This window comes from Vibrio navarrensis (assembly GCF_000764325.1).
Lineage (GTDB): Bacteria > Pseudomonadota > Gammaproteobacteria > Enterobacterales > Vibrionaceae > Vibrio > Vibrio navarrensis.
This window is the reverse complement of the sequence record NZ_JMCG01000001.1, coordinates 748321-768005: the sequence shown is the minus strand read 5'-3', so window position 1 is coordinate 768005 and position 19685 is coordinate 748321. Positions and strand designations below refer to the sequence as shown.

Below are 19685 nucleotides of genomic sequence, written 5' to 3'. Positions count from 1 at the left end.
TCTACTTTTTACCAGCACGAACAAAGCCAGCAAAATCATGTTCAATAAAATGCGCTCGCATCATCTGGCTAATTTCATCGCCATACGACATGTCGAGCGCGCGTTGCGCCAGTTGTTGTAAATCACTGAGCTGACTGTGGCGAATCAAATACTTAATCCTCGCCACGTTAGAGGTATTCATGCTTAAACTGCGATATCCCAAGCCAAGCAACAGCAGAGCACCAAAAGGATCGCCAGCCAATTCCCCACAGATACACACGGGTAACTGGTACTTTTCACACTGTTGGCGGATCTGCCTGAGCACTTGCATCACCGCAGGATGCATGGATTCGTAGACATCCGCGACCCGCGAATTGTTCCGGTCAACCGCCAATAAGTACTGGGTTAAATCGTTGGTTCCCACCGAAACAAAATCGACCCGTTTGGCGATGACCGGGATCAAATACACCATTGACGGCACTTCGATCATAATGCCAATTTTTGGCCGCTGGACTTGCGGTGCAAATTGCAGCACGTCTTGATAGGCTTGCTCAATTAAACGAACTGCATCATCCAGCTCCCGCACGCCAGAAATCATCGGCAACAAAATGCTAAGATTGTTGTGCTCAATGCTGGCACGCAGCATCGCGCGCACTTGAATGAGAAAAATATCTGGATGATCTAAAGTAAAGCGTATCCCACGCCAACCAAGGAACGGGTTATCTTCTTCAATTGGCAGATAGGGCAGCGCTTTATCTCCGCCGATATCCAAAGTGCGCATCACTACTCGTTGGTTAGGGTAGCTGTTGAGAATAGCGCGGTACTGCTGCCACTGCTCCTCTTCGGAAGGAAATCGGTGTTGCAGCAAAAACGCAATTTCGGTGCGATACAATCCCACGCCATCCACGCCAGAGTTAATGGCAATATTACTATCGGCACTGAGCCCTGCATTAAGTAGTAGCTCCACCGGTACTTTATCCAGCGTTTGCGCAGGCTCCGCCAACTCTTGGTTGACGATGGCATGCAATTCGGTCTCTTCCGTGATCAGATTGCGGTATTCACGCAATATCTGCTTGTTTGGCTCTAGGTAAATTTCACCAGTGTAGCCATCAACAATCCCCTTTTTGCCATGAACTTCTGCCAGATTGAGGTTGGCCCCCATCACTGCGGGCACGCCTAAGGCGCGCGATAAAATTGCCGCATGCGAGTTGGCGGCACCTTCAAGAGAAACAACCGCCAGTAAGTATTCTTTAGGAATAGAAGCGAGCAGAGAAGCCGTCAGTTCATGAGCAACCAAGATCACCGGGCGATCAACAGGTTGCAACTCATGTTCACTGTTGTGCAGAAAAAAGAGCAATCGTTGCCCAAGCTCACGCACGTCTTGCGCACGCTCACGCAAATAGACATCCGACATACGGGCAAAACGGTTGGAGTAGCTTTCCACCACTTGGCGCAGCGCCCAGTCTGCGCGATCCCCCCGTTCGATATGCTTTTTCAAATCGGTGCGTAGCATGGGATCATTGAGCAAATGGGTAAACAAGTCGAATATCGCCAGCGCATCTTTGTTGATTTCGCTGTCGAATTTTTTACGCATACGCCGGAAATCAGCGAGGGCGGCTTCAATCGAGACCAGCAGCCACTCTTGTTCACGCTCTTTATCCAGAGTGGATGCCGGGCAAACCTCTGCAAGCTGAGGCTGAGAGTTATCAAACCAAAACTCGCCAATCGCGACGCCACTGGAAGCGGCTATGCCTTGAATCGCTGCGGGTTTAGAAGAAAGGGACCAGTGCCCTTGGCTTTGCGCATGCGCGATCAACACCGCTAACTGCGCAGACAAGGTCACCAGAAATGACTCTTCCATTTCATTAAATAGGCGCGGTGTTTTCTGCTGGATGACCAACACTCCAAGCACCTTTTTACGGTGAATGATCGGCGCCCCAAGAAAAGAGTGGTAGACCTTTTCGCCCAATTGAGGAAAGTATTTAAATGCAGGATGTTTAGACGCTTCGGCCAAGTTAAGTGGTTCGGCACTGCGCTTCACCAAACCCACTAACCCCTCTTCAAAACGAATGTGGATACTATCTCCCTGGAAAATCAGCCCCTGCGTTGCCATCAACTCTAAGCGCTGCCTCTCCTCATTCGCGAGGTAAATGGTGCAACATTCCGTGTTCAATGCTGTACAAGTTTCTCGAACTAAAATGTTCAATGCCAGATGAACATCTTCGACCCGAGAAACTTTTTCAACTATCTCCCTTAGTTGGCTCAGCATAGTTACCCTCTGCGTTTGCTTTTCTTGCCTTTCACCTTACGTTCTCGAAAAGGCATAGCTAAAGAGGCGAACTCTTTCATCGCCCGACGATAAACATCGCGTTTAAATGAGACCACTTGTCTAACCGGATACCAATAGCTCACCCAGCGCCAACCATCAAATTCAGGAGAGCTTCCTCTTTGCATATCAATCCTGGATTCATCACATTCAAGACGCAAAAGAAACCATTTCTGTTTTTGGCCGATACAAACAGGCTTAGAGTCCCAGCGAACCAGACGTTTTGGTAGTTTGTATCTTAACCAGTGACGACTGCTCGCTATGATCTTAACATCTTTGTGTGTAAGACCGACTTCTTCGTACAACTCGCGGAACATGGCCTGTTCTGGAGTTTCTCCATCATCAATTCCCCCTTGAGGAAATTGCCAAGAGTGTTGCCCGTATCGCTTAGCCCAGAAGACCTGACCATGGTTATTGCAAATCACTATACCAACATTCAGCCGGTAACCATCGCCATCTATCACTGGCTAACCTCTAAAATAAATTTTTATTACAGTGATTTTTCCACATATCCCCAGCAGTAGCAAACTTACTGATGTGATATCGCTAAGATTTATCGCGTTTCGAGCTTTAGTGCATAACTTTACAGCGATATACCAGTTATCAACACCAGATTGAGACATTGCCCACATTTATTCACCTTTTCTGTGAATAACTTTGTGTAGAATGAGAGGAACATTCTTAATGCCTTGAAGAAAAAAAATACACAATCTAGAAAAAACGCTGAGAAAACAAAAACAAAACAAATTAAATCAACAAGTTAATCAGTCATACCTTCTTTGAAAGATCACACTAACCCTGATGATCTTTTAATCACAAACGGATCGGTCAAAGATCATACAGTGGCTAATTTATCCACATCAAAGTAGGACAAACTCAGAGTTCACACAGAAAATCAAGCCTCTATTGGTGACACAGGTACTGTTTATTGATCCATGCACCTGAGTTACTAGTGGAAACAGCAGTGACTTCTGTGGATAACTTGTCAAAAGATCCAAAAATAACGCTTTCTGATCGATTTGCACTGCTTCCCAAGCCGTATTTTTTGCTAAAATGGCCCCTTTATTTGCCAGAGCCTACTATCAATGAAACCCGTTCCCCAGTCAGAACATGAGCTCTTTGAGCGCGCGACACAAATTGCTGGTCTTAGCTTTGCGGAACTGGCCGAAGAAGCAGGTATGGAGGTCCCCGAAAACCTCAAGCGAGACAAAGGTTGGGTCGGGCAACTTTTAGAATGGCACTTAGGAGCCCCAGCCGGCAGTAAGCCGCAACAAGATTTTTCTGAATTGGGAATTGAACTAAAAAGCATCCCTGTCAGTTACAGTGGCAAGCCTTTGGAAACCACCTTTGTATGCGTCGCGCCTTTAACAGGGATTCATGGCCTAACGTGGTACAACAGCCATGTACGCAACAAGCTCTCTCGCGTGCTATGGATTCCGGTCGAAGGTGAACGAGAAATTCCTCTCGCCATGAGACAAGTCGGCTCACCACTTCTTTGGTCTCCCTCAGCGGAGCAAGAAACGATCCTACGCCAAGATTGGGAAGAGTTGATGGAGCAGATCGCTCTTGGCCAGTACGATCAAATTTCCGCGCGACGTGGCGAAGCACTCCACTTGAGGCCAAAAGCCGCCAACAGCCGCGCTCTGACCGAAGCGTATAATGCCAACGGCAAACCGATCAAAACCCTACCCAGAGGTTTTTATCTGCGCACTCAATTTACCGAACAGATCCTCAAAAGCGCCTTCATTGCGGCCGTTAATGAGGAGTAACGGCGATTTCGATGTCACAATAAAGGCTGGCTTTAGGGCTGCCACACTCTTCGTAAGCGTTATGCAAACGCAGATACGCTTTCTTGATCCCAAGTCGCACCAGTTCGTCTTTGACCTGCTCTAATGAGGTAAAATGGATTGGATCATCGCCATCGATGATCGGTTCAAAATGGTGCTTGTATTCCACCGCTAATGAGTACTCGTTGACATTTGAGCAGCCAACGACAAACACCTTAGGCATCCCGTCTCCCTCTTTATAATGACTCTGCATCCACAGATCCAGTTGATGTTTTTGCATCATCCAGCTCCTACTTCCGTGATAACAAGTCCTGTAATGATCCAGTTTAGTCAAAAGTAACGAGATTACGAATCGCATCTAAACCACTTGGGCAGCGGCCTAATTTCCCCTATATTGATCACCTACAATTCAGCCAGTTGAGACAGGCAAAACACTGCTTGAGTTGACTTCACTCTCTACCGACAAGGATGTGCCATGCGATATAGCAAACTTCCCCACTCCAGCCTTGAGATCAGCAAAATTTGCTTAGGCACGATGACGTTTGGTGAACAAAATACTGAGCAGGACGCCTTTGCCCAGCTCGACTACGCCGTAGATCATGGCGTCAATTTTATCGATACCGCAGAAATGTATCCGGTGCCGCCCAAAGCGGAAACTCAAGGTCTTACAGAACAGTTTATCGGGAACTGGCTAGGCAAATCAGGCAAACGGGAGAAAGTCGTACTGGCGACTAAAGTGGCGGGACCAAGAAATGTCCCCTACATCCGAGAAAACATGAGTTTGAACCGCCGTCATATCCATACCGCGATCGACGACAGCCTACAACGCCTGCAAACTGACTACGTCGATCTCTACCAGTTACACTGGCCACAAAGACAAACCAATTGCTTCGGCCAGCTAAACTACCCTTACCCAGACGCCCAAGAAGAGGTCACTCTGATAGAAACCTTAGAGGCGCTGACTGAATTGGTCAATGCAGGAAAAGTGCGTTATATCGGCGTCTCAAATGAAACACCTTGGGGCGTGATGAGTTTACTGCGTTTGGCCGAAAAGCATGATTTACCGAGAATTGTCTCGATTCAAAATCCTTACAACTTGCTCAATCGCAGTTTTGAAGTCGGTTTGTCAGAAATAAGCCACTACGAAGGCGTCCAGTTATTGGCTTATTCCCCAATGGCGTTTGGTTGCCTGAGTGGGAAATACTTGAACGGAGCCAAACCCGCGGGGGCGAGATGCAGCCTGTTTGAACGCTTTCAACGCTATTTTACTCCGCAAGGAATTAAGGCCACACAAGCCTATGTCGCGTTGGCGCAAGAGGCGGGCTTAGATCCAGCTCAAATGGCACTGGCCTTCGTCAACCAGCGTCCATTTGTTGCTGCCAATATCATCGGCGCAACCAGCATTGCGCAGCTTAAAGCCAATATTGACAGCATTAATCTCGAGTTAAGTGAAGAGGTGTTAACTAAAATTCAGGAGATTGGCACTACGTATTCCAATCCCTGCCCATAAGCGGTTAAGGCTGCGACCCAAAACGCGTCGCAGCCTTAGTCTTACGTCGGTATTCGCGCACTTAATACCCGACGCATATGACGCATACGACGAGCGACTTTCACATCATCAGGTATCGTATTCGGATTCATTCGTCCACCTTCGTCCAAACCGATATCTTTGAGCAAAAACGCATTGGCCCAAGGAATATCATAGCTACTGCGGCGAACGCGCGCTGCCCATTGGCGTTCTTCACGTTTTAGATCGGCTTGCACCAACAAAGTGGCTAGTTTCAAATAAATAGAATGACGCATAATTTTTCTCCAAAAACAAAATTTTTGCTGAGAAAAATGGCAGACACTAAAAATGAAGATAACGAATGTCTCTAACCGAGCTGCCATTTTCCGCAGCCCAATTACAAACTAAAGGTGCGGATTAACTAACCATCAATACGGGTATCAGCGCCTGCGCCAACACCAGCAAACATCACAGATGAATGTGTATCTCGAGAAGCAAAAGCGGGTTGATGTGCAAAAAGATTCAACATGTTATGCCCCTCCTGAGGTTATTAATCCAAACGATTTGATAGGATGTGACTAAGTAGTCACGGTTAAATTCTAGCCAAAATCACCTTATAATCAAACACTTTTTAGGAAATTGTAAAAATACCGTAGATTTCCCTATATACAAATTGCATATAGCGTTAGAAATAAGATATTCAACTAGAGAATATAAAAATTTCCACTGAATCTAAAAATAGAAAGCCACTTGCGAGGTGGCCTTGTAAGAATCAACCGATTTAAACGACTTGTTCAGAGATCAGATTGTGTTTGTTCAGCAAGCGGTACATCGTCGCCCGTGAAACACCGAGCTCTTTGGCTGCGTTCGACACTTGGCCTGAATGAGATTCCAACACCAGCAGTAATGCGTCGCGCTCACTCTTTTCTCGAATGCTCTTTAGGCTGCGTTTACTCTCCCCTCGCTTGGGGAGATCAAGCAGCGATTCCTCGATCATCACGTTGTCTGACATCAAAACCGCACGTTTGATCTGATTCATCAACTCACGTACGTTACCCGGCCAAGAATAGCGTGTTAGGGCACGCTGCGCATCTTCGGACAAACTTTTGGCTTGCAAGTTGTACTCTTTGGAGAACTCCTGCAAGTAATAGCGCGCCAAAAGGCCGATATCGCTAGCTCGCTCCTTTAAGCTCGGCACATTAATGCGTAGCACATTGATGTAGTGATAAAGCTCTTCGTTAAAATCGCCATCGATCAACGCCTTCTCAATATCCGATGAGTTCGCAGCTAAAATGCGAACATTGATGCTCTTCATTCCATCGTTGGTTTCGATAGCTCCCTCTTGCAAGAAGCGCAGCAGATTCAACTGCTGAGTTTTTGAGATGGTTAGAATATCGTTGAACAGCACGGTGCCGCCGTCAGCCTGTTCAAGAATCGATGGCCCTGCATTGTCGTCCGCGCCAATGCCAAACACGTCCGCTTGAAAGCGCTTTTCGCTTAACGCTCGACACTTTACCGAGAAAAACGGCTTGTGTGCACGCGACGAGATTTTATGTACCGCACGAGCCACTGTCTCTTTGCCAGTACCGTTTTCGCCGTAGATAAGAATGCTCACATCGGTTGGGCCGATCCGTTTGATCTGATCACGTAAGCGCTTCATCGGCATGGAATCGCCGATAAGCCCCATATCCTGATTATTGCCAAAACTTGGCCACACTTTCTTCTCTAATTTGAGCATGCCAAGTTGGTGCCCAATGGTGCTAAGGAGCTGAGCATCCGGAATAGGGGCGGTGAAGAAATCGATGCAGAAGTTGACGATAAACTGGCAAATCGTGTCTGAGCTAAGTTGAGACTCGCGAATAAACGCCAGCCAACGAACGTGTTTGTGTGCACTGACCAAGTTAGCAATGCCATTGAGGCTAAATTCATCATGGCTGAGATCCACAATCCCGATACAAGGACCAATATCAGCCAAAAGTGCATCGGCTTTGCGCAGGTCACCGCTTTGATGACACTTCCAGCCAACCTGCTCTAACACAGATAGCCAAGGCTCGTACGATCCGCCTACCACCACAAGAGAACCCGGGACAGAATCCATCTTAAACTGACCAGCCATAGAACACCCTTATATTCTTCTTACTACGCTCTTTCTTTGCATACATTATCAAGAGTAATGACATTCAAGTCTGTCTTATAAATAAGACCACTGACAATTGATATGCTCACCACTTAGCTTTGGAAGCAAACTGACATTTTCACTAAAAAAATAGAAGTAATACCAATAAGATAGCAAATAATTTCTTTGCACCTTTCGAGTTAAGCAAAAGGCCTTGTCTCAAAAGTGTGATGCGTATCATCTTGGTTTCAGCATAAATAAAAAAACCACCCGAAGGTGGTTTTTGCTATTTTTGAGTGCTTATTGTGCTTGCGACTGCGGGCGCATTGCAGGGAACAGAATCACGTCGCGAATGGTATGCGTGTTGGTCAGCAGCATCGCCAGACGGTCGATACCAATGCCTTGTCCTGCCGTTGGCGGTAGGCCGTGCTCAAGCGCAGTGATGTAGTCCGCGTCATAGAACATCGCTTCGTCGTCACCAGCATCTTTCGCGTCAACCTGCGCTTTAAAGCGCTGATCCTGATCTTCCGCATCATTCAGTTCAGAGAAACCATTTGCCACTTCACGGCCACCGATGAAGAATTCAAAGCGGTCAGTGAAGAACGGGTTGTCATCGCTACGGCGTGCCAGCGGAGAGATGTCTGCCGGGTAGCCAGTGATGAAGGTTGGCTGGATCAGTTTTGGTTCTGCGGTTTCACCGAAGATCTCTTCCAGTAGCTGGCCACAGGTCCAGAATTTCTCTACGTAGATATCCAGTGATTTCGCGATAGCCACCAGCTTGTCACGATCCTGCACGTCTTCTACCGTCAACGCCTGAATGTCAGCGTGGTCTGGGTTGTAGTGCTTGATCGCTTCCAGCATGGTCATACGTGCGTACTTGCCGCCGAATTCCACAGTGAAATCGCCGTAAGGCATTGACGTGTGGCCCAACACTTCCAGCGCCACTGTACGCAGCATGTCTTCGGTCAAATCAATCAGATCGTTATAATCAGCGTACGCCATGTAGAACTCAATCATCGTGAATTCTGGGTTGTGACGTGGAGAAAGACCTTCGTTACGGAAGTTGCGGTTGATCTCGAACACACGTTCAAAACCACCAACCACCAAACGCTTGAGGTACAACTCAGGCGCGATACGCAGGAACATTTGCTGATCCAGTGCATTATGGTGAGTGATAAACGGACGCGCAGATGCACCACCAGGGATCACTTGCATCATTGGCGTTTCCACTTCCATGAAGTCTTTTGACTCCATGTAACGGCGGATAGCAGAAATCAGCTTAGAGCGAATTTTGAACGCGTTGCGTGAATCTTCGTTGACGATCAGATCCACATAACGCTGACGGTAACGCTGTTCTTGGTCAGTCAGGCCGTGGAATTTTTCTGGCAGAGGACGCAATGCTTTAGTGAGCAATTCGTACTCTTGCATGTTGACGTAGAGATCGCCTTTACCCGATTTGTGCAACGCACCTTTAATACCGATGATGTCACCGATATCCAGACCTTGGTACTTCTCTTTCAGTACTTTTTGTACTTCTTTATCTGCGTACGCTTGAATGCGGCCAGAAGTTTCTTGGATAACCAAGAATGGGCCACGTTTCGCCATAATACGGCCCGCGATCGCCACCACATGGTTTAGCGCTTCCAGCTCTTCTTTGCTCTTTTCACCGAACTGTTTCTGAAGGTCGCCAGCAAGGCTGTCACGACGGAAGTCGTTTGGATGGCCATTGGCTTTGCAGCTCTTGCGAATTTGCTCTAGCTTCGCGCGGCGCTCAGCAATGAGCTTATTCTCTTCTGGTGTAGAAGCTTCTTGTACGGTTTCATTTTGAACAGCATCAGTCATTTTTCGATCTATCCTGTTTTGTCGGTGAAAAGCTTATAAGCCAGATTTCAGGCTGGCTTCGATAAATTTGTCCAGATCGCCATCAAGCACCGCTTGGGTATTGCGGTTTTCAATGCCGGTACGTAAATCTTTGATACGAGAGTCGTCCAGTACGTAAGAACGGATCTGGCTGCCCCAACCGATATCGGATTTCGCATCTTCATTCGCTTGTTTCTCTGCGTTTTGCTTTTGCAGTTCCAGCTCGAACAGCTTCGCACGCAGTTGTTTCATCGCCTGATCTTTGTTCTTGTGCTGAGAACGATCGTTTTGGCACTGTACCACAGTGTTGGTTGGTACGTGGGTAATACGTACCGCCGATTCGGTGGTGTTAACGTGCTGACCACCCGCACCAGACGCACGATATACGTCAATACGTAGATCGGCCGGATTAATGTCGATATCGATGTTTTCATCAACCTCAGGATAAACGAACGCAGAAGCAAATGAAGTGTGACGACGACCGCCCGAGTCAAAAGGCGATTTACGTACTAAACGGTGCACGCCCGTTTCGGTACGCAGCCAACCATAAGCGTAATCGCCGACAATGCGCACAGTGGCCGATTTCAGACCCGCGACGTCGCCTTCAGAGACTTCAATCACTTCGGTTTTAAAGCCTTTCGCTTCGGCCCAACGCAGATACATACGCAGCATCATGCTGGTCCAGTCTTGCGCTTCTGTGCCGCCAGAGCCCGCTTGCAAGTCGATGTAGCAATCGGATGAATCGTGCGCGCCAGAGAACATACGGCGGAACTCAAGACCCGCCAGTTTCTCTTCTAACGCTTCCAGCTCAGGGCCAATTTCGTCAAACGTTTCTTGATCTTCTGCTTCGATAGCGAGTTCAAGCAAGCCTTCAACGTCGTCAACACCTTGATCAAGCTGGTCGATGGTTTCCACTACCGCTTCCAATGAAGCGCGTTCACGGCCAAGCGCTTGAGCGCGTTCTGGCTCGTTCCAAACGTCAGGTTGCTCTAGTTCTGCGTTGACTTCTTCAAGACGCTCTTTCTTGGCGTCGTAGTCAAAGATACCCCCTCAGGACATTCGTGCGCGCAGACACGTCCTGAAGACGGTTTTTAATAGGATTGATTTCAAACATGTTGGCTCAACATTTTAGAGTAGAATTTAACCGCAGAATTCTACTGAAAAATGTGACAGAGATACAGGAAAAATTTGGCCGATGTTCACTCGTCAGCCAAAGCATTCGAAGCCCACGGTTCGGGGCTTCGAATGAACATTTATCTTGCTTCGAGATGGTCCACCATCAATTGCAACGATTGATTGCCGCGGAACTCATTGATGTCGAGTTTATACGCCAAACGCACGGTTTTCACCGACGCATCAGGCCAGCGTCGCAGATCGACGTTAAAGGCGATGCCATCCACCATTATGTTAGTCGGGTGGCCTTTAAAAAGTGGTTCGAGCATCAGTTTGAGGTGCTTCTCACCCACCAGTTTTTGATGTAGCAGTTTAAACTCACCATCAAAAATTGGTTCTGGAAAACCTTGTCCCCACGGCCCCGCCGAACGCAGCATTTCCGCGGTATGCATAGAAAACTGCTCCGGTTGGAGCTCGCCATCGGAGAGAATGATCCCCTTGAGCGCCGCTTCATCCAGTTCTTGTTTCACAACCTGATCAAACAGATGGCTAAAGCGCGTAAAATCGGCTTCTTTGATGGTCAACCCCGCCGCCATCGCGTGCCCGCCGAACTTGAGGATCAAACCTGGGTTTTGCGTGTCGATAAGATCCAATGCATCACGCATGTGTAAACCGGGAACAGAGCGACAGGATCCTTTGATCAAACCATCACCGCCATCGGCAAACGCGATCACCGGGCGATGGTATTTCTCCTTGATGCGCGAGGCGAGAATGCCAATTACCCCTTGATGCCAATCGCGCTGGAACAGAGCCAGTCCATAAGGCAGTTCAGTGTTCTCTCCAAACTCCAGACGCTCACAAAACGCCAGTGCTTCTTGCTTCATCCCTTCTTCAATTTCTTTGCGCGTTTGGTTGAGCGCATCCAGCTCGTTGGCCATGCGCCGTGCGGCGTGGATATTGTTACTCAGCAGCAGCTCAACGCCGAAAGACATATCATCGAGACGCCCCGCGGCATTGATGCGCGGCCCAAGCGCGAAGCCAAAATCGGCGGCAACCAGACGTCGCGCATCGCGCTTGGCCACTTCGATCAGCGCTTGAATCCCCGGACGCGCTTTACCAGCGCGAATACGCTGCAAACCTTGATGGACCAAAATGCGGTTATTTTCATCCAGCGGCACCACGTCAGCCACGGTGCCAAGCGCTACCAAGTCAACCAGCTCCATCAACTTGGGCTCGGCCATGCCTTGCTGGGCAAACCAGCCCGCTTTTCGCATGTGTACGCACAGCGCCATCATCAGGTAAAAGGCGACACCAACCCCGGCCAATGCTTTGGAAGGAAAGGCACAGCTTTGCAGATTCGGGTTCACCATGGCATCCACATCCGGCAATTGCGCGCCCGGCAAGTGGTGATCAGTGACCAGTACTTGCAAGCCATTTTGCTTAGCGTACCTCACCCCTTCAATGGAAGAGACGCCGTTGTCGACCGTCATGATCATTTCTGCGCCCAGTTCGAGCGCTTGATCCACCACTTCAGGGCTCAGGCCATAGCCATCTTCAAAACGATTTGGCACCAGATAATCGACATTGCGGCTACCAAGCATGCGCAGCGCCAAAACCGACAGGGCAGAGCTGGTCGCGCCATCGGCGTCAAAATCGCCAACCACGATGATGCGTTTTTGCTCTCGAATGGCTTGAAACAAAAGCTCGACCGCGAGGTTAATGCCATGCAGCTTTTGATAGGAATGGAGACCTTTTGCGGCATTGTCCAACTGAGCAATATCAGTCACGCCACGGTTGATATAAATGCGCTTAAGCAGTTCAGGGACACTGTCGGGTAACAGAGAGAGATCGGGTTCAGGTCGACGTTGTATTTCTATCATGCGTTGAATAGAGCCAAACGCCTAGCGCCTGGCTCTGCTCCTTGGATATAGGTGGGTTTATTGCTGTTGTAGTCGTTGTAAAAGCTTTTCCGGTGGCAAGTAGCCGGCAATCATTTCGCCGCTGGCAAGGAAAATCGCTGGCGTACCATTGATACCGAGCTCTTGACCTAGCTGATAGTGAGCGGAGATGGTCTTTTTACATTGCGCCAAATCATTTTCGGCTGGGGCAAATTTACGGTTTACTTTCGCGTCATGCATCGCCGCTTGCGGATCGGCTGCACACCAAATGCCCGCCATTTGATCGGCCACCGGACTCACACCACCTTGACGCGGGAAAGCCATGTAACGCACGGTAATACCAAGGTCGTTGTACTCTTTCATCTGGTTGTGCAAGCGCACACAGTAGCCGCAAGTAATATCGGTAAACACCGTTACGACATATTTCTCATTGGCGGCTTTGTATTCAATCACGCTATCGCCAAACTTGGCGATTTTTTCTGCATTGAGCGGTGCTTGGCGCTCGGCAATTACGTCACGGTATTGGCCGTTGTCGTCAAGTGCATACAGAGTGCCTGCAATAAAATGCTTGCCATCGTTTGACGCAAACAGCACGCCGCTGTTGGTTTGGATCTCAACTAAGCCAGCCACATCGGACGGTTGAATATCGGTAATATTCAGGCCAAGTTTGCTAAAACGGGCTTTTAACGCGGCGCTATCTATGTTGGTACTCGCAACATTAGCACTGGCAACGACTTCGGTCGCTGGTGTGGTTGCATGGCTCTCTTCAGCGCCACACGCCGTGACAAAAAGCGGAAGAGTCAAAAGAGTTAGTCGGCGTAATACGCTCATTAAAATCACCTTATTTTGGCATCCGCTAAGCGCGCGGATGGTGTTCGCTGTGAATCTGTTTCAGTCGTTCAGTTGCTACGTGAGTATAAATTTGCGTGGTCGATAAGTCACTATGACCGAGCAGCATCTGTACGACCCGCAGATCCGCACCATAGTTCAATAAATGCGTCGCAAAAGCGTGGCGCAGTACGTGCGGCGAGAGATGATCGGTGTCAATGCCTGCGATCACCGCATAATGTTTGATTCGGTGCCAGAAGGTCTGACGCGTCATCTGTCTGGCCCTTTGACTGGGAAACACCACGTCCGAAGTTGTCTCACCGAGCAACACCGGACGACCTTGTTTAATAAAGGTTTCCAGCCAGTCGATAGCGTTTTCCCCCATCGGCACCAAACGCTCTTTGCCCCCTTTACCCGTGACGCGCACTACCCCTTGGCGCAAACTGACATTTTCCATCGTCAGGCTGACCAGTTCTGTCACCCGCAGTCCAGTGGCATACAAAAGCTCTAGCATCGCTTTGTCACGCAGTTCCAGCGGATCATTAACATCGGGCGCATCCAGCAGCGCATCCACTTGCGCTTCGCTGATGTCTTTGGGCAGACGCTGCGGCAGTTTGGGGCTGATCAGCAACGCGCTCGGATCGTCGGCGCGAATTTTCTCCCGGTGCAGATACTGAAACAGGCGGCGAATCGCCGACAACATTCTGGCGCGCGAGGTCTGTTTGTAATCGAGATCCGCTAAATAGGCTTGATACTCTTGCAATCCAGATAAGCTAATGAAATCAAGTCGGTAATGGCTTGTTTCCATCCATTGCAGCAACTTCATCAGATCGTTACGGTAAGAAGCAAGAGTGTTATCCGCCAACCCGCGCTCCATCCACATCGCATCGAGAAACTGCTCCACCAAGCCAAAGTCCTGCATATTGATTGATGCAGACTGCTGCATGCTTGTTTCCTTATCCTATTTAGAACTTAATGGCCTGAGAGTATGTCAGGCAGGTTATTAATGCTATAAAAAATCCTTGTGCGCGCGATATTCGCTGCAATCCTCAGCAAAATATGGGTAGAATTCGGTGTTCTAACCAATCGCAGTGATGACAAACATGAAAATCGGATTGTTTTACGGCTCAACCACCTGCTACACCGAAATGGCAGCGGAGAAAATTCGCGCCTTGATTGGCGAAGAGTTAGTGGATGTTCACAACGTTAAAGAGTCACCTCTTTCCCTAATGGCAGAGTATGATCTGCTGCTATTGGGCATCTCTACTTGGGATTTTGGTGAGATTCAGGAAGATTGGTCGGCCATTTGGCAACAAGTGTCCAACTCACCAGTACAAGGCAAAACGGTCGCTCTGTTCGGCCTTGGCGATCAAGAAGGCTACGGCGAGTGGTTCCTCGATGCCATGGGGCTGCTGCACGATGAGCTAAAAATCGCCGGCGCTGAGTTTATCGGCTACTGGCCAAATCAGGGTTATCAATTCGACGCTTCAAAAGCGTTGACCGCAGACGGTACGCACTTTGTCGGCTTAGCGCTAGATGAAGACTCACAATATGAACTGAGCGATGAGCGCATCGCCACTTGGGTTGAGCAAGTGTTAGTCGAGTACCACGACAAGCTTTAAGCTGGTCATACTTGCGACTCAGCGTTCAAAAAGAAAATTGAGAAAAAACATTGAGAATGAAAAAGCCCGGCAGGATGAGCGCCGGGCTTTTTGTTTTCGTTGCTTAAGGTTGCGCCTGTTACGCGTTTTGCTGCGTCAGCTCTTGCGCCACTGAGCGGCTAACAAAGAACATGCAGATAATCGCAGCAGCGGTTGGTAGCAACCAACCCATGCCCACTTCAAACAGTGGCAGCACTTTAAACGCAGACACATCCACACCAGCGACTTTTGCCGCATCGATCAAAGCAAACAGCAGTGAAACTAAGATCACTACGCGGTAAGCAACACGTGGATTCGGCAGTTTTTTGCGAACAAACGTCAGTGCAACCAAGGCAATCGCCACTGGGTAAAGAGCAAACAACACGGGTACAGACAGAGAAATCAGCTGCGCCAAACCGACATTCGCCACGACCGCACAAGCGACACCGTTAATTACCACCCACGCTTTGTACGAAAGCGGAGTTAGAGAGCTAAAGTAATCAGAACAGGCTGAGATAAGACCAATCGCCGTGGTCAGACACGCCAGCAACACGATGACCGACAATACAATTTGGCCATAAGGACCAAACAGAGCTTGAACGTAAAGGCTCAAAACGACGCCACCGTTGTCAGCACCCGCGGCTACCGTCGCGCTGGTTGCACCGAGATAGAAAAGTGAAACGTAGACAAACGCTAGTCCTGCCGCCGCAATCACGCCGGCGAGGATCAAATAACGCGTGGTTGCCGAACGCTCAGTGATGCCACGATTGCGCAGCGCATCAACGATCAGCATGCCGAACATCAGCGAACCAAACGTATCCATGGTGTTGTAACCCTCTAGGAAACCTTTGGTCAGCGGCTGAGTGAGGTATTCGCCCTGCGCCGCAATAAACGTACCTTGTGGGTCGACAAACACCGCAACCGCTAGAACAATCAAACCCACAAACAGCGCTGGCGTCAGCACTTTGCCGATCACGTCGATCAATTTACCTTGTGACCAAGAGAAAAAGATCGCTACCGCGAAAAACAGCACAGAGAAAATAGTGAGATGCGACTGCGCGGCTTCAGCGAAAAACGGTTTTATCGCCATTTCATAAGCAACTAGACCCGTTCGAGGCGCAGCAAATGCAGGGCCAATGATGATGAAGATCAGCACCGCCATCAGCATCGCAGCTTGTTTGGGTAGATCTTTGGTTAAATGTTCCCAAGTTCCACCTGCGACCGCGATGGCAATAATGGTGATCAAAGGAAGACCAACCGCCGTCAACAGGAAGCCAAACACCGCTGGCATTAAATTATCACCAGCAAGTTGCCCTGCTAGAGGTGGGAAAATGATGTTACCGGCACCGAGGAAAAACGCAAACAGCATGAAGCCGACTGCGAGGATATCGGAAAATTTTAAAGTCTGTTTCACAGATAACCCTTAGAATAATTCTGATGAATGTTGTGTATGCTTTTGTGGATCAGGAAACCTGATCCCTCTTTCGAATAAGGCGCGCATAATGACTAAACCACCATCAATTGGCAACCTTTGCGACAAAAACACTACATTAATTTACAGAAATAACAATATTACAGTTGATGTCACTGGTATCTATTTTTAATCCAGACAAAAAATCTATACAACTTCACCCACAAGCCGTTAACACACAGAGAATAATTTCACACAATCATTTAACAGTGGTTTTTGTATCTAAAAAGTAGCGAGATAAAAACATAAACATGAAGAGTGGCACATTAAAAACTAAAGGCTTCAATTTTAAACAGTTTTCGATCGCAGACAGCCACTCGGGGATGCCTGTCAGCACCGACGGTGTGTTGCTCGGTGCGTGGAGCGATTTTTCCTGCGCAAACAACTTACTCGACATTGGCACAGGCACTGGGCTTTTAAGCCTGATGTCTGCACAGCGTTTTCCTGCGCTAAGCATCACGGCGGTCGATATTGATGCGCATGCTATTGAAGCGGCCAGAGATAACTTTGCACAAAGTCCGTGGCGAGATCGGCTGGAGGTGCAACAAGGCGATGTGCTGACCCTCAATCTAGGAACGCGTTTTGACGCCATTATCTGCAACCCGCCCTATTTCAACAGCGGAGAGCAGGCCAAAATGCAGCAACGTGCCACGGCGAGGCACACAGACAGCTTAAATCACTGGGATCTACTTGCGCGCGCCAAAGCGCTGCTCAACCAAGACGGGCGAGCTAGTTTTGTGTTACCCGATGTCGAAGGAGCCGCCTTCATCCAACTGGCACAAACGCAAGGCTGGCACCTTAGCCGTCTTTGCCGGGTGCGTCCTAGTGAGCAAAAACCCGCCTCACGGCTACTGTTTGAGCTGAGATTGCAAGCGACAGCGGTACAAGAGCAAAGCTTGACCATTCGAGAGGCAAACGGCTACAGCGCCGAGTTTGTCGCCCTAACGCAAGACTTTTATCTCAAGATGTAGAAATAACATGTGATCCTAATCACCGATCACTCTATAATATGTGCCCTTTTAATTGTTGCTGCTCTGTTAACCTGTGAGTTAACCGAGCTTGTGGAGACCCTACTGTGATCAGAACTTTTGCTGAACTGGATCTTGACCCCAACCTGTTGGCTGCCATTGATGAACTTGGCTTTGAGCGTCCAACGCAAATTCAGGCCGAAGCGATCCCACAAGCTCTGGACGGCCGAGACATTTTGGCCTGCGCGCCCACCGGCACCGGAAAAACGGCGGCCTTCGTACTGCCAGCACTGCAATATCTGATTGACTTCCCGCGTCGCAAACCGGGGCCTGCCCGTATTTTGATTTTAACGCCAACACGTGAACTGGCGATGCAGGTCGCTGACCAAGCGCGCGCACTGGCGAAGTACACCAAACTCAATATCTTTACCATCACAGGTGGCGTGCAGTATCAAGAGCATGCCGATATCCTCTCCACAACGCAGGATATCGTCGTCGCCACACCTGGCCGCTTGATGGAGTACATTCAAGCCGAGCGTTTCGACTGCCGTGCGATTGAGTGGCTGATCCTTGATGAAGCGGATCGCATGCTGGATATGGGCTTTGCCCCGACCGTGGACCGCCTATCGAACGAATGTCGCTGGCGTAAACAGAGCATGCTCTTTTCTGCCACCTTGGAAGGTAAGGGCGTGGAAGGCTTCACCGCAGATCTACTCAAAGATCCCGCCGACATTGATGCCGAGCCCTCTCGTCGCGAGCGCAAGAAGATTACCCAGTGGTACTACCGCGCCGACAGCATGGACCACAAACTGGCGCTGCTGAAAAACATTCTTACCGAGCAAGCGGAACGCACTATTGTCTTCTTGAAAACACGCGAGCGTTTGGCCGACCTGCGAGCACAGCTGGAAAGCGCTCAGATCCCGTGTTCTTGGATCCAAGGGGAGATGCCACAAGATCGCCGTAACAATGCGATTGCGCGTTTTCGCGATGGCAGTGTTAACGTGCTACTTGCAACCGATGTAGCGGCACGCGGCATCGATTTACCTGACGTTTCTCACGTGGTGAACTTTGACATGCCACGCAGCGCCGATGTGTATCTGCACCGAATTGGCCGTACTGCGCGTGCTGGTAAAAAAGGCAACGCTATCTCCATCGTTGAAGCGCATGACCAACCGATGCTTGACCGCGTCGCTCGCTACGTCAAAGAAGAGATCAAAGAGCGCTTTGTCAAAGAGCTGCGTCCACAACACAAAAAACCGGTGTTTAAGAAGAAAAAGAAAAAAGACGATAAAAAAGCCGTCAGCAAAAAGAAAAGTGTGAAAAAGAAAAAGTAACCACGCGATAAAAAAGAAGGGTTGGCTAAATGCCAACCCTTCTTTTTTTCAACAACGGAATTAGTGCTGCTCTTCACGCTTAAACACCAATTCCGTCGGCGTGGACTCTTGTTCCACAAAGTAGTAACCCGCGGTGTCAAACTGGGTAAGATCAGCCACACTGCGGATTCGATTTTCAATGATGTAACGTGCCATCATGCCACGCGCTTTCTTGGCAAAGAAGCTGATGACTTTGTACTGGCCATTTTTGCCATCTTTGAAAATCGGCGTCACCACCTGAGCTTGCAGATTCTTCGGCTTCACCGCTTTAAAGTATTCGTTCGAGGCAAGATTAATCAGCACATTGTCGCCTTGCTCGGCAATCGCCTCATTGAGTTTGTCGGTGATCACATTGCCCCAAAACTGGTAAAGATTGCTGCCTTGCGGATTGGCCAACTTAGTGCCCATTTCTAGACGATACGGCTGCATCAAATCGAGCGGCTTCAGCAAACCATACAAACCGGAAAGCATGCGCAAATGCTGCTGCGCGTAGTCAAAATCCGCCTCAGTAAACGTTTCGGCTTCCAGCCCAGTATAAACATCACCTTTGAAAGCCAGAATCGCTTGGCGCGCATTTTCAGGGGTGAAGGTTTCGCTCCAATCTTGGAAGCGACCGACGTTGAGATCGGCGATTTTATCGCTCACTTTCATCAGTGAAGCGACATCGGCCGGCGTCAATCGGCGGCAAACTTCAATCAACTGCTTGGAATAATCGACCAATTCTGGTTGGGTAAACTTTTGCGTCGCGAGTGGCGATTCGTAATCCAGAGTTTTGGCTGGAGAAACAACAATAAGCATGACGATGACTTCCTAATTTTG

At 49.0% G+C, this 19685-nt stretch carries 17 protein-coding genes; 5 read left to right on the top strand and 12 right to left on the bottom strand.

Annotated elements, in window-relative coordinates; all coding sequences use genetic code 11:
• Window position 1 precedes the first annotated feature (1 nt).
• Both ptsP and rppH read right to left on the bottom strand, forming a co-directional pair.
• Complete coding sequence (gene ptsP, locus EA26_RS03395; RefSeq protein ID WP_039424136.1) at window positions 2–2248, bottom strand: phosphoenolpyruvate--protein phosphotransferase; 2247 nt, start codon at window positions 2246–2248, stop codon at window positions 2–4.
• Between the two features lie 2 nt (window positions 2249–2250).
• Window positions 2251–2769, bottom strand: a complete 519-nt coding sequence (rppH, locus tag EA26_RS03390; protein ID WP_039424132.1) for an RNA pyrophosphohydrolase — start codon at window positions 2767–2769, stop codon at window positions 2251–2253.
• Between the two features lie 621 nt (window positions 2770–3390).
• Between rppH and mutH the strand changes: the two genes are divergently transcribed.
• Window positions 3391–4074, top strand: a complete 684-nt coding sequence (gene mutH / locus EA26_RS03385) for a DNA mismatch repair endonuclease MutH (RefSeq protein WP_039424130.1) — start codon at window positions 3391–3393, stop codon at window positions 4072–4074.
• On the opposite strand, the gene EA26_RS03380 is transcribed toward mutH, so the two are convergent.
• Entirely contained in the window at window positions 4061–4372 is a 312-nt protein-coding gene (locus EA26_RS03380) for a DUF6482 family protein (RefSeq protein ID WP_039424127.1), read from the bottom strand. The two genes, mutH and EA26_RS03380, sit on opposite strands and share 14 nt — an antisense overlap.
• Before the next feature lie 195 nt (window positions 4373–4567).
• Here EA26_RS03380 and EA26_RS03375 point away from each other — a divergent pair, with 195 nt between their 5' ends.
• Window positions 4568–5602: an NADP(H)-dependent aldo-keto reductase gene (locus tag EA26_RS03375; RefSeq protein WP_039424126.1), complete on the top strand. Its 1035-nt coding sequence runs from the start codon at window positions 4568–4570 to the stop codon at window positions 5600–5602.
• Between the two features lie 41 nt (window positions 5603–5643).
• Here the strand turns inward: EA26_RS03375 and EA26_RS03370 are convergent, their stop codons facing one another.
• The 7 genes from EA26_RS03370 to xerD form a co-directional block, all read right to left on the bottom strand.
• Window positions 5644–5895, bottom strand: a complete 252-nt coding sequence (locus EA26_RS03370) for a hypothetical protein (RefSeq protein WP_039424124.1) — start codon at window positions 5893–5895, stop codon at window positions 5644–5646.
• Window positions 5896–6380: 485 nt separating this feature from the next.
• Window positions 6381–7715 (bottom strand): cyclic-di-GMP-binding transcriptional regulator VpsR, encoded by a 1335-nt coding sequence (gene vpsR, locus EA26_RS03365; protein WP_039424121.1) that lies wholly within the window; start codon window positions 7713–7715, stop codon window positions 6381–6383.
• Window positions 7716–8015: 300 nt separating this feature from the next.
• Entirely contained in the window at window positions 8016–9557 is a 1542-nt protein-coding gene (gene lysS / locus EA26_RS03360) for a lysine--tRNA ligase (protein WP_039424119.1), read from the bottom strand.
• Window positions 9558–9590: 33 nt separating this feature from the next.
• Window positions 9591–10689 (bottom strand): peptide chain release factor 2 gene (gene prfB / locus EA26_RS03355; RefSeq protein WP_152593337.1). Its coding sequence is split into 2 segments (ribosomal slippage): window positions 9591–10613 and window positions 10615–10689, totalling 1098 coding nucleotides; the frame shifts between segments, so codons are not numbered across the junction.
• Between the two features lie 139 nt (window positions 10690–10828).
• Entirely contained in the window at window positions 10829–12568 is a 1740-nt protein-coding gene (gene recJ, locus EA26_RS03350) for a single-stranded-DNA-specific exonuclease RecJ (RefSeq protein WP_039424112.1), read from the bottom strand.
• A 57-nt stretch (window positions 12569–12625) separates the two neighbouring features.
• A complete protein-coding gene (gene dsbC / locus EA26_RS03345) occupies window positions 12626–13417 on the bottom strand; it encodes a bifunctional protein-disulfide isomerase/oxidoreductase DsbC (RefSeq protein ID WP_193244127.1) in 792 nt (263 codons plus the stop codon).
• 25 nt (window positions 13418–13442) lie between these two features.
• Window positions 13443–14360 carry a site-specific tyrosine recombinase XerD gene (gene xerD / locus EA26_RS03340; RefSeq protein WP_039424106.1) on the bottom strand — a complete coding sequence of 306 codons (918 nt, stop codon included), beginning with the start codon at window positions 14358–14360 and terminating at the stop codon, window positions 13443–13445.
• A 157-nt stretch (window positions 14361–14517) separates the two neighbouring features.
• On the opposite strand from xerD, the gene fldB reads away from it, so the two are divergent.
• Window positions 14518–15036, top strand: a complete 519-nt coding sequence (gene fldB / locus EA26_RS03335) for a flavodoxin FldB (RefSeq protein ID WP_039424104.1) — start codon at window positions 14518–14520, stop codon at window positions 15034–15036.
• A 118-nt stretch (window positions 15037–15154) separates the two neighbouring features.
• Here the strand turns inward: fldB and brnQ are convergent, their stop codons facing one another.
• Window positions 15155–16468 (bottom strand): branched-chain amino acid transport system II carrier protein, encoded by a 1314-nt coding sequence (gene brnQ / locus EA26_RS03330; RefSeq protein ID WP_039424102.1) that lies wholly within the window; start codon window positions 16466–16468, stop codon window positions 15155–15157.
• A 308-nt stretch (window positions 16469–16776) separates the two neighbouring features.
• On the opposite strand from brnQ, the gene EA26_RS03325 reads away from it, so the two are divergent.
• Together EA26_RS03325 and srmB are read left to right on the top strand one after the other, a co-directional pair.
• Window positions 16777–17496: a tRNA1(Val) (adenine(37)-N6)-methyltransferase gene (locus tag EA26_RS03325; RefSeq protein WP_039424099.1), complete on the top strand. Its 720-nt coding sequence runs from the start codon at window positions 16777–16779 to the stop codon at window positions 17494–17496.
• A gap of 104 nt (window positions 17497–17600) precedes the next feature.
• Window positions 17601–18827: an ATP-dependent RNA helicase SrmB gene (gene srmB / locus EA26_RS03320; RefSeq protein ID WP_039424096.1), complete on the top strand. Its 1227-nt coding sequence runs from the start codon at window positions 17601–17603 to the stop codon at window positions 18825–18827.
• Window positions 18828–18887: 60 nt separating this feature from the next.
• Here the strand turns inward: srmB and yaaA are convergent, their stop codons facing one another.
• Window positions 18888–19664 (bottom strand): peroxide stress protein YaaA, encoded by a 777-nt coding sequence (gene yaaA / locus EA26_RS03315; protein WP_039424093.1) that lies wholly within the window; start codon window positions 19662–19664, stop codon window positions 18888–18890.
• Between the last annotated feature and the right edge of the window lie 21 nt (window positions 19665–19685).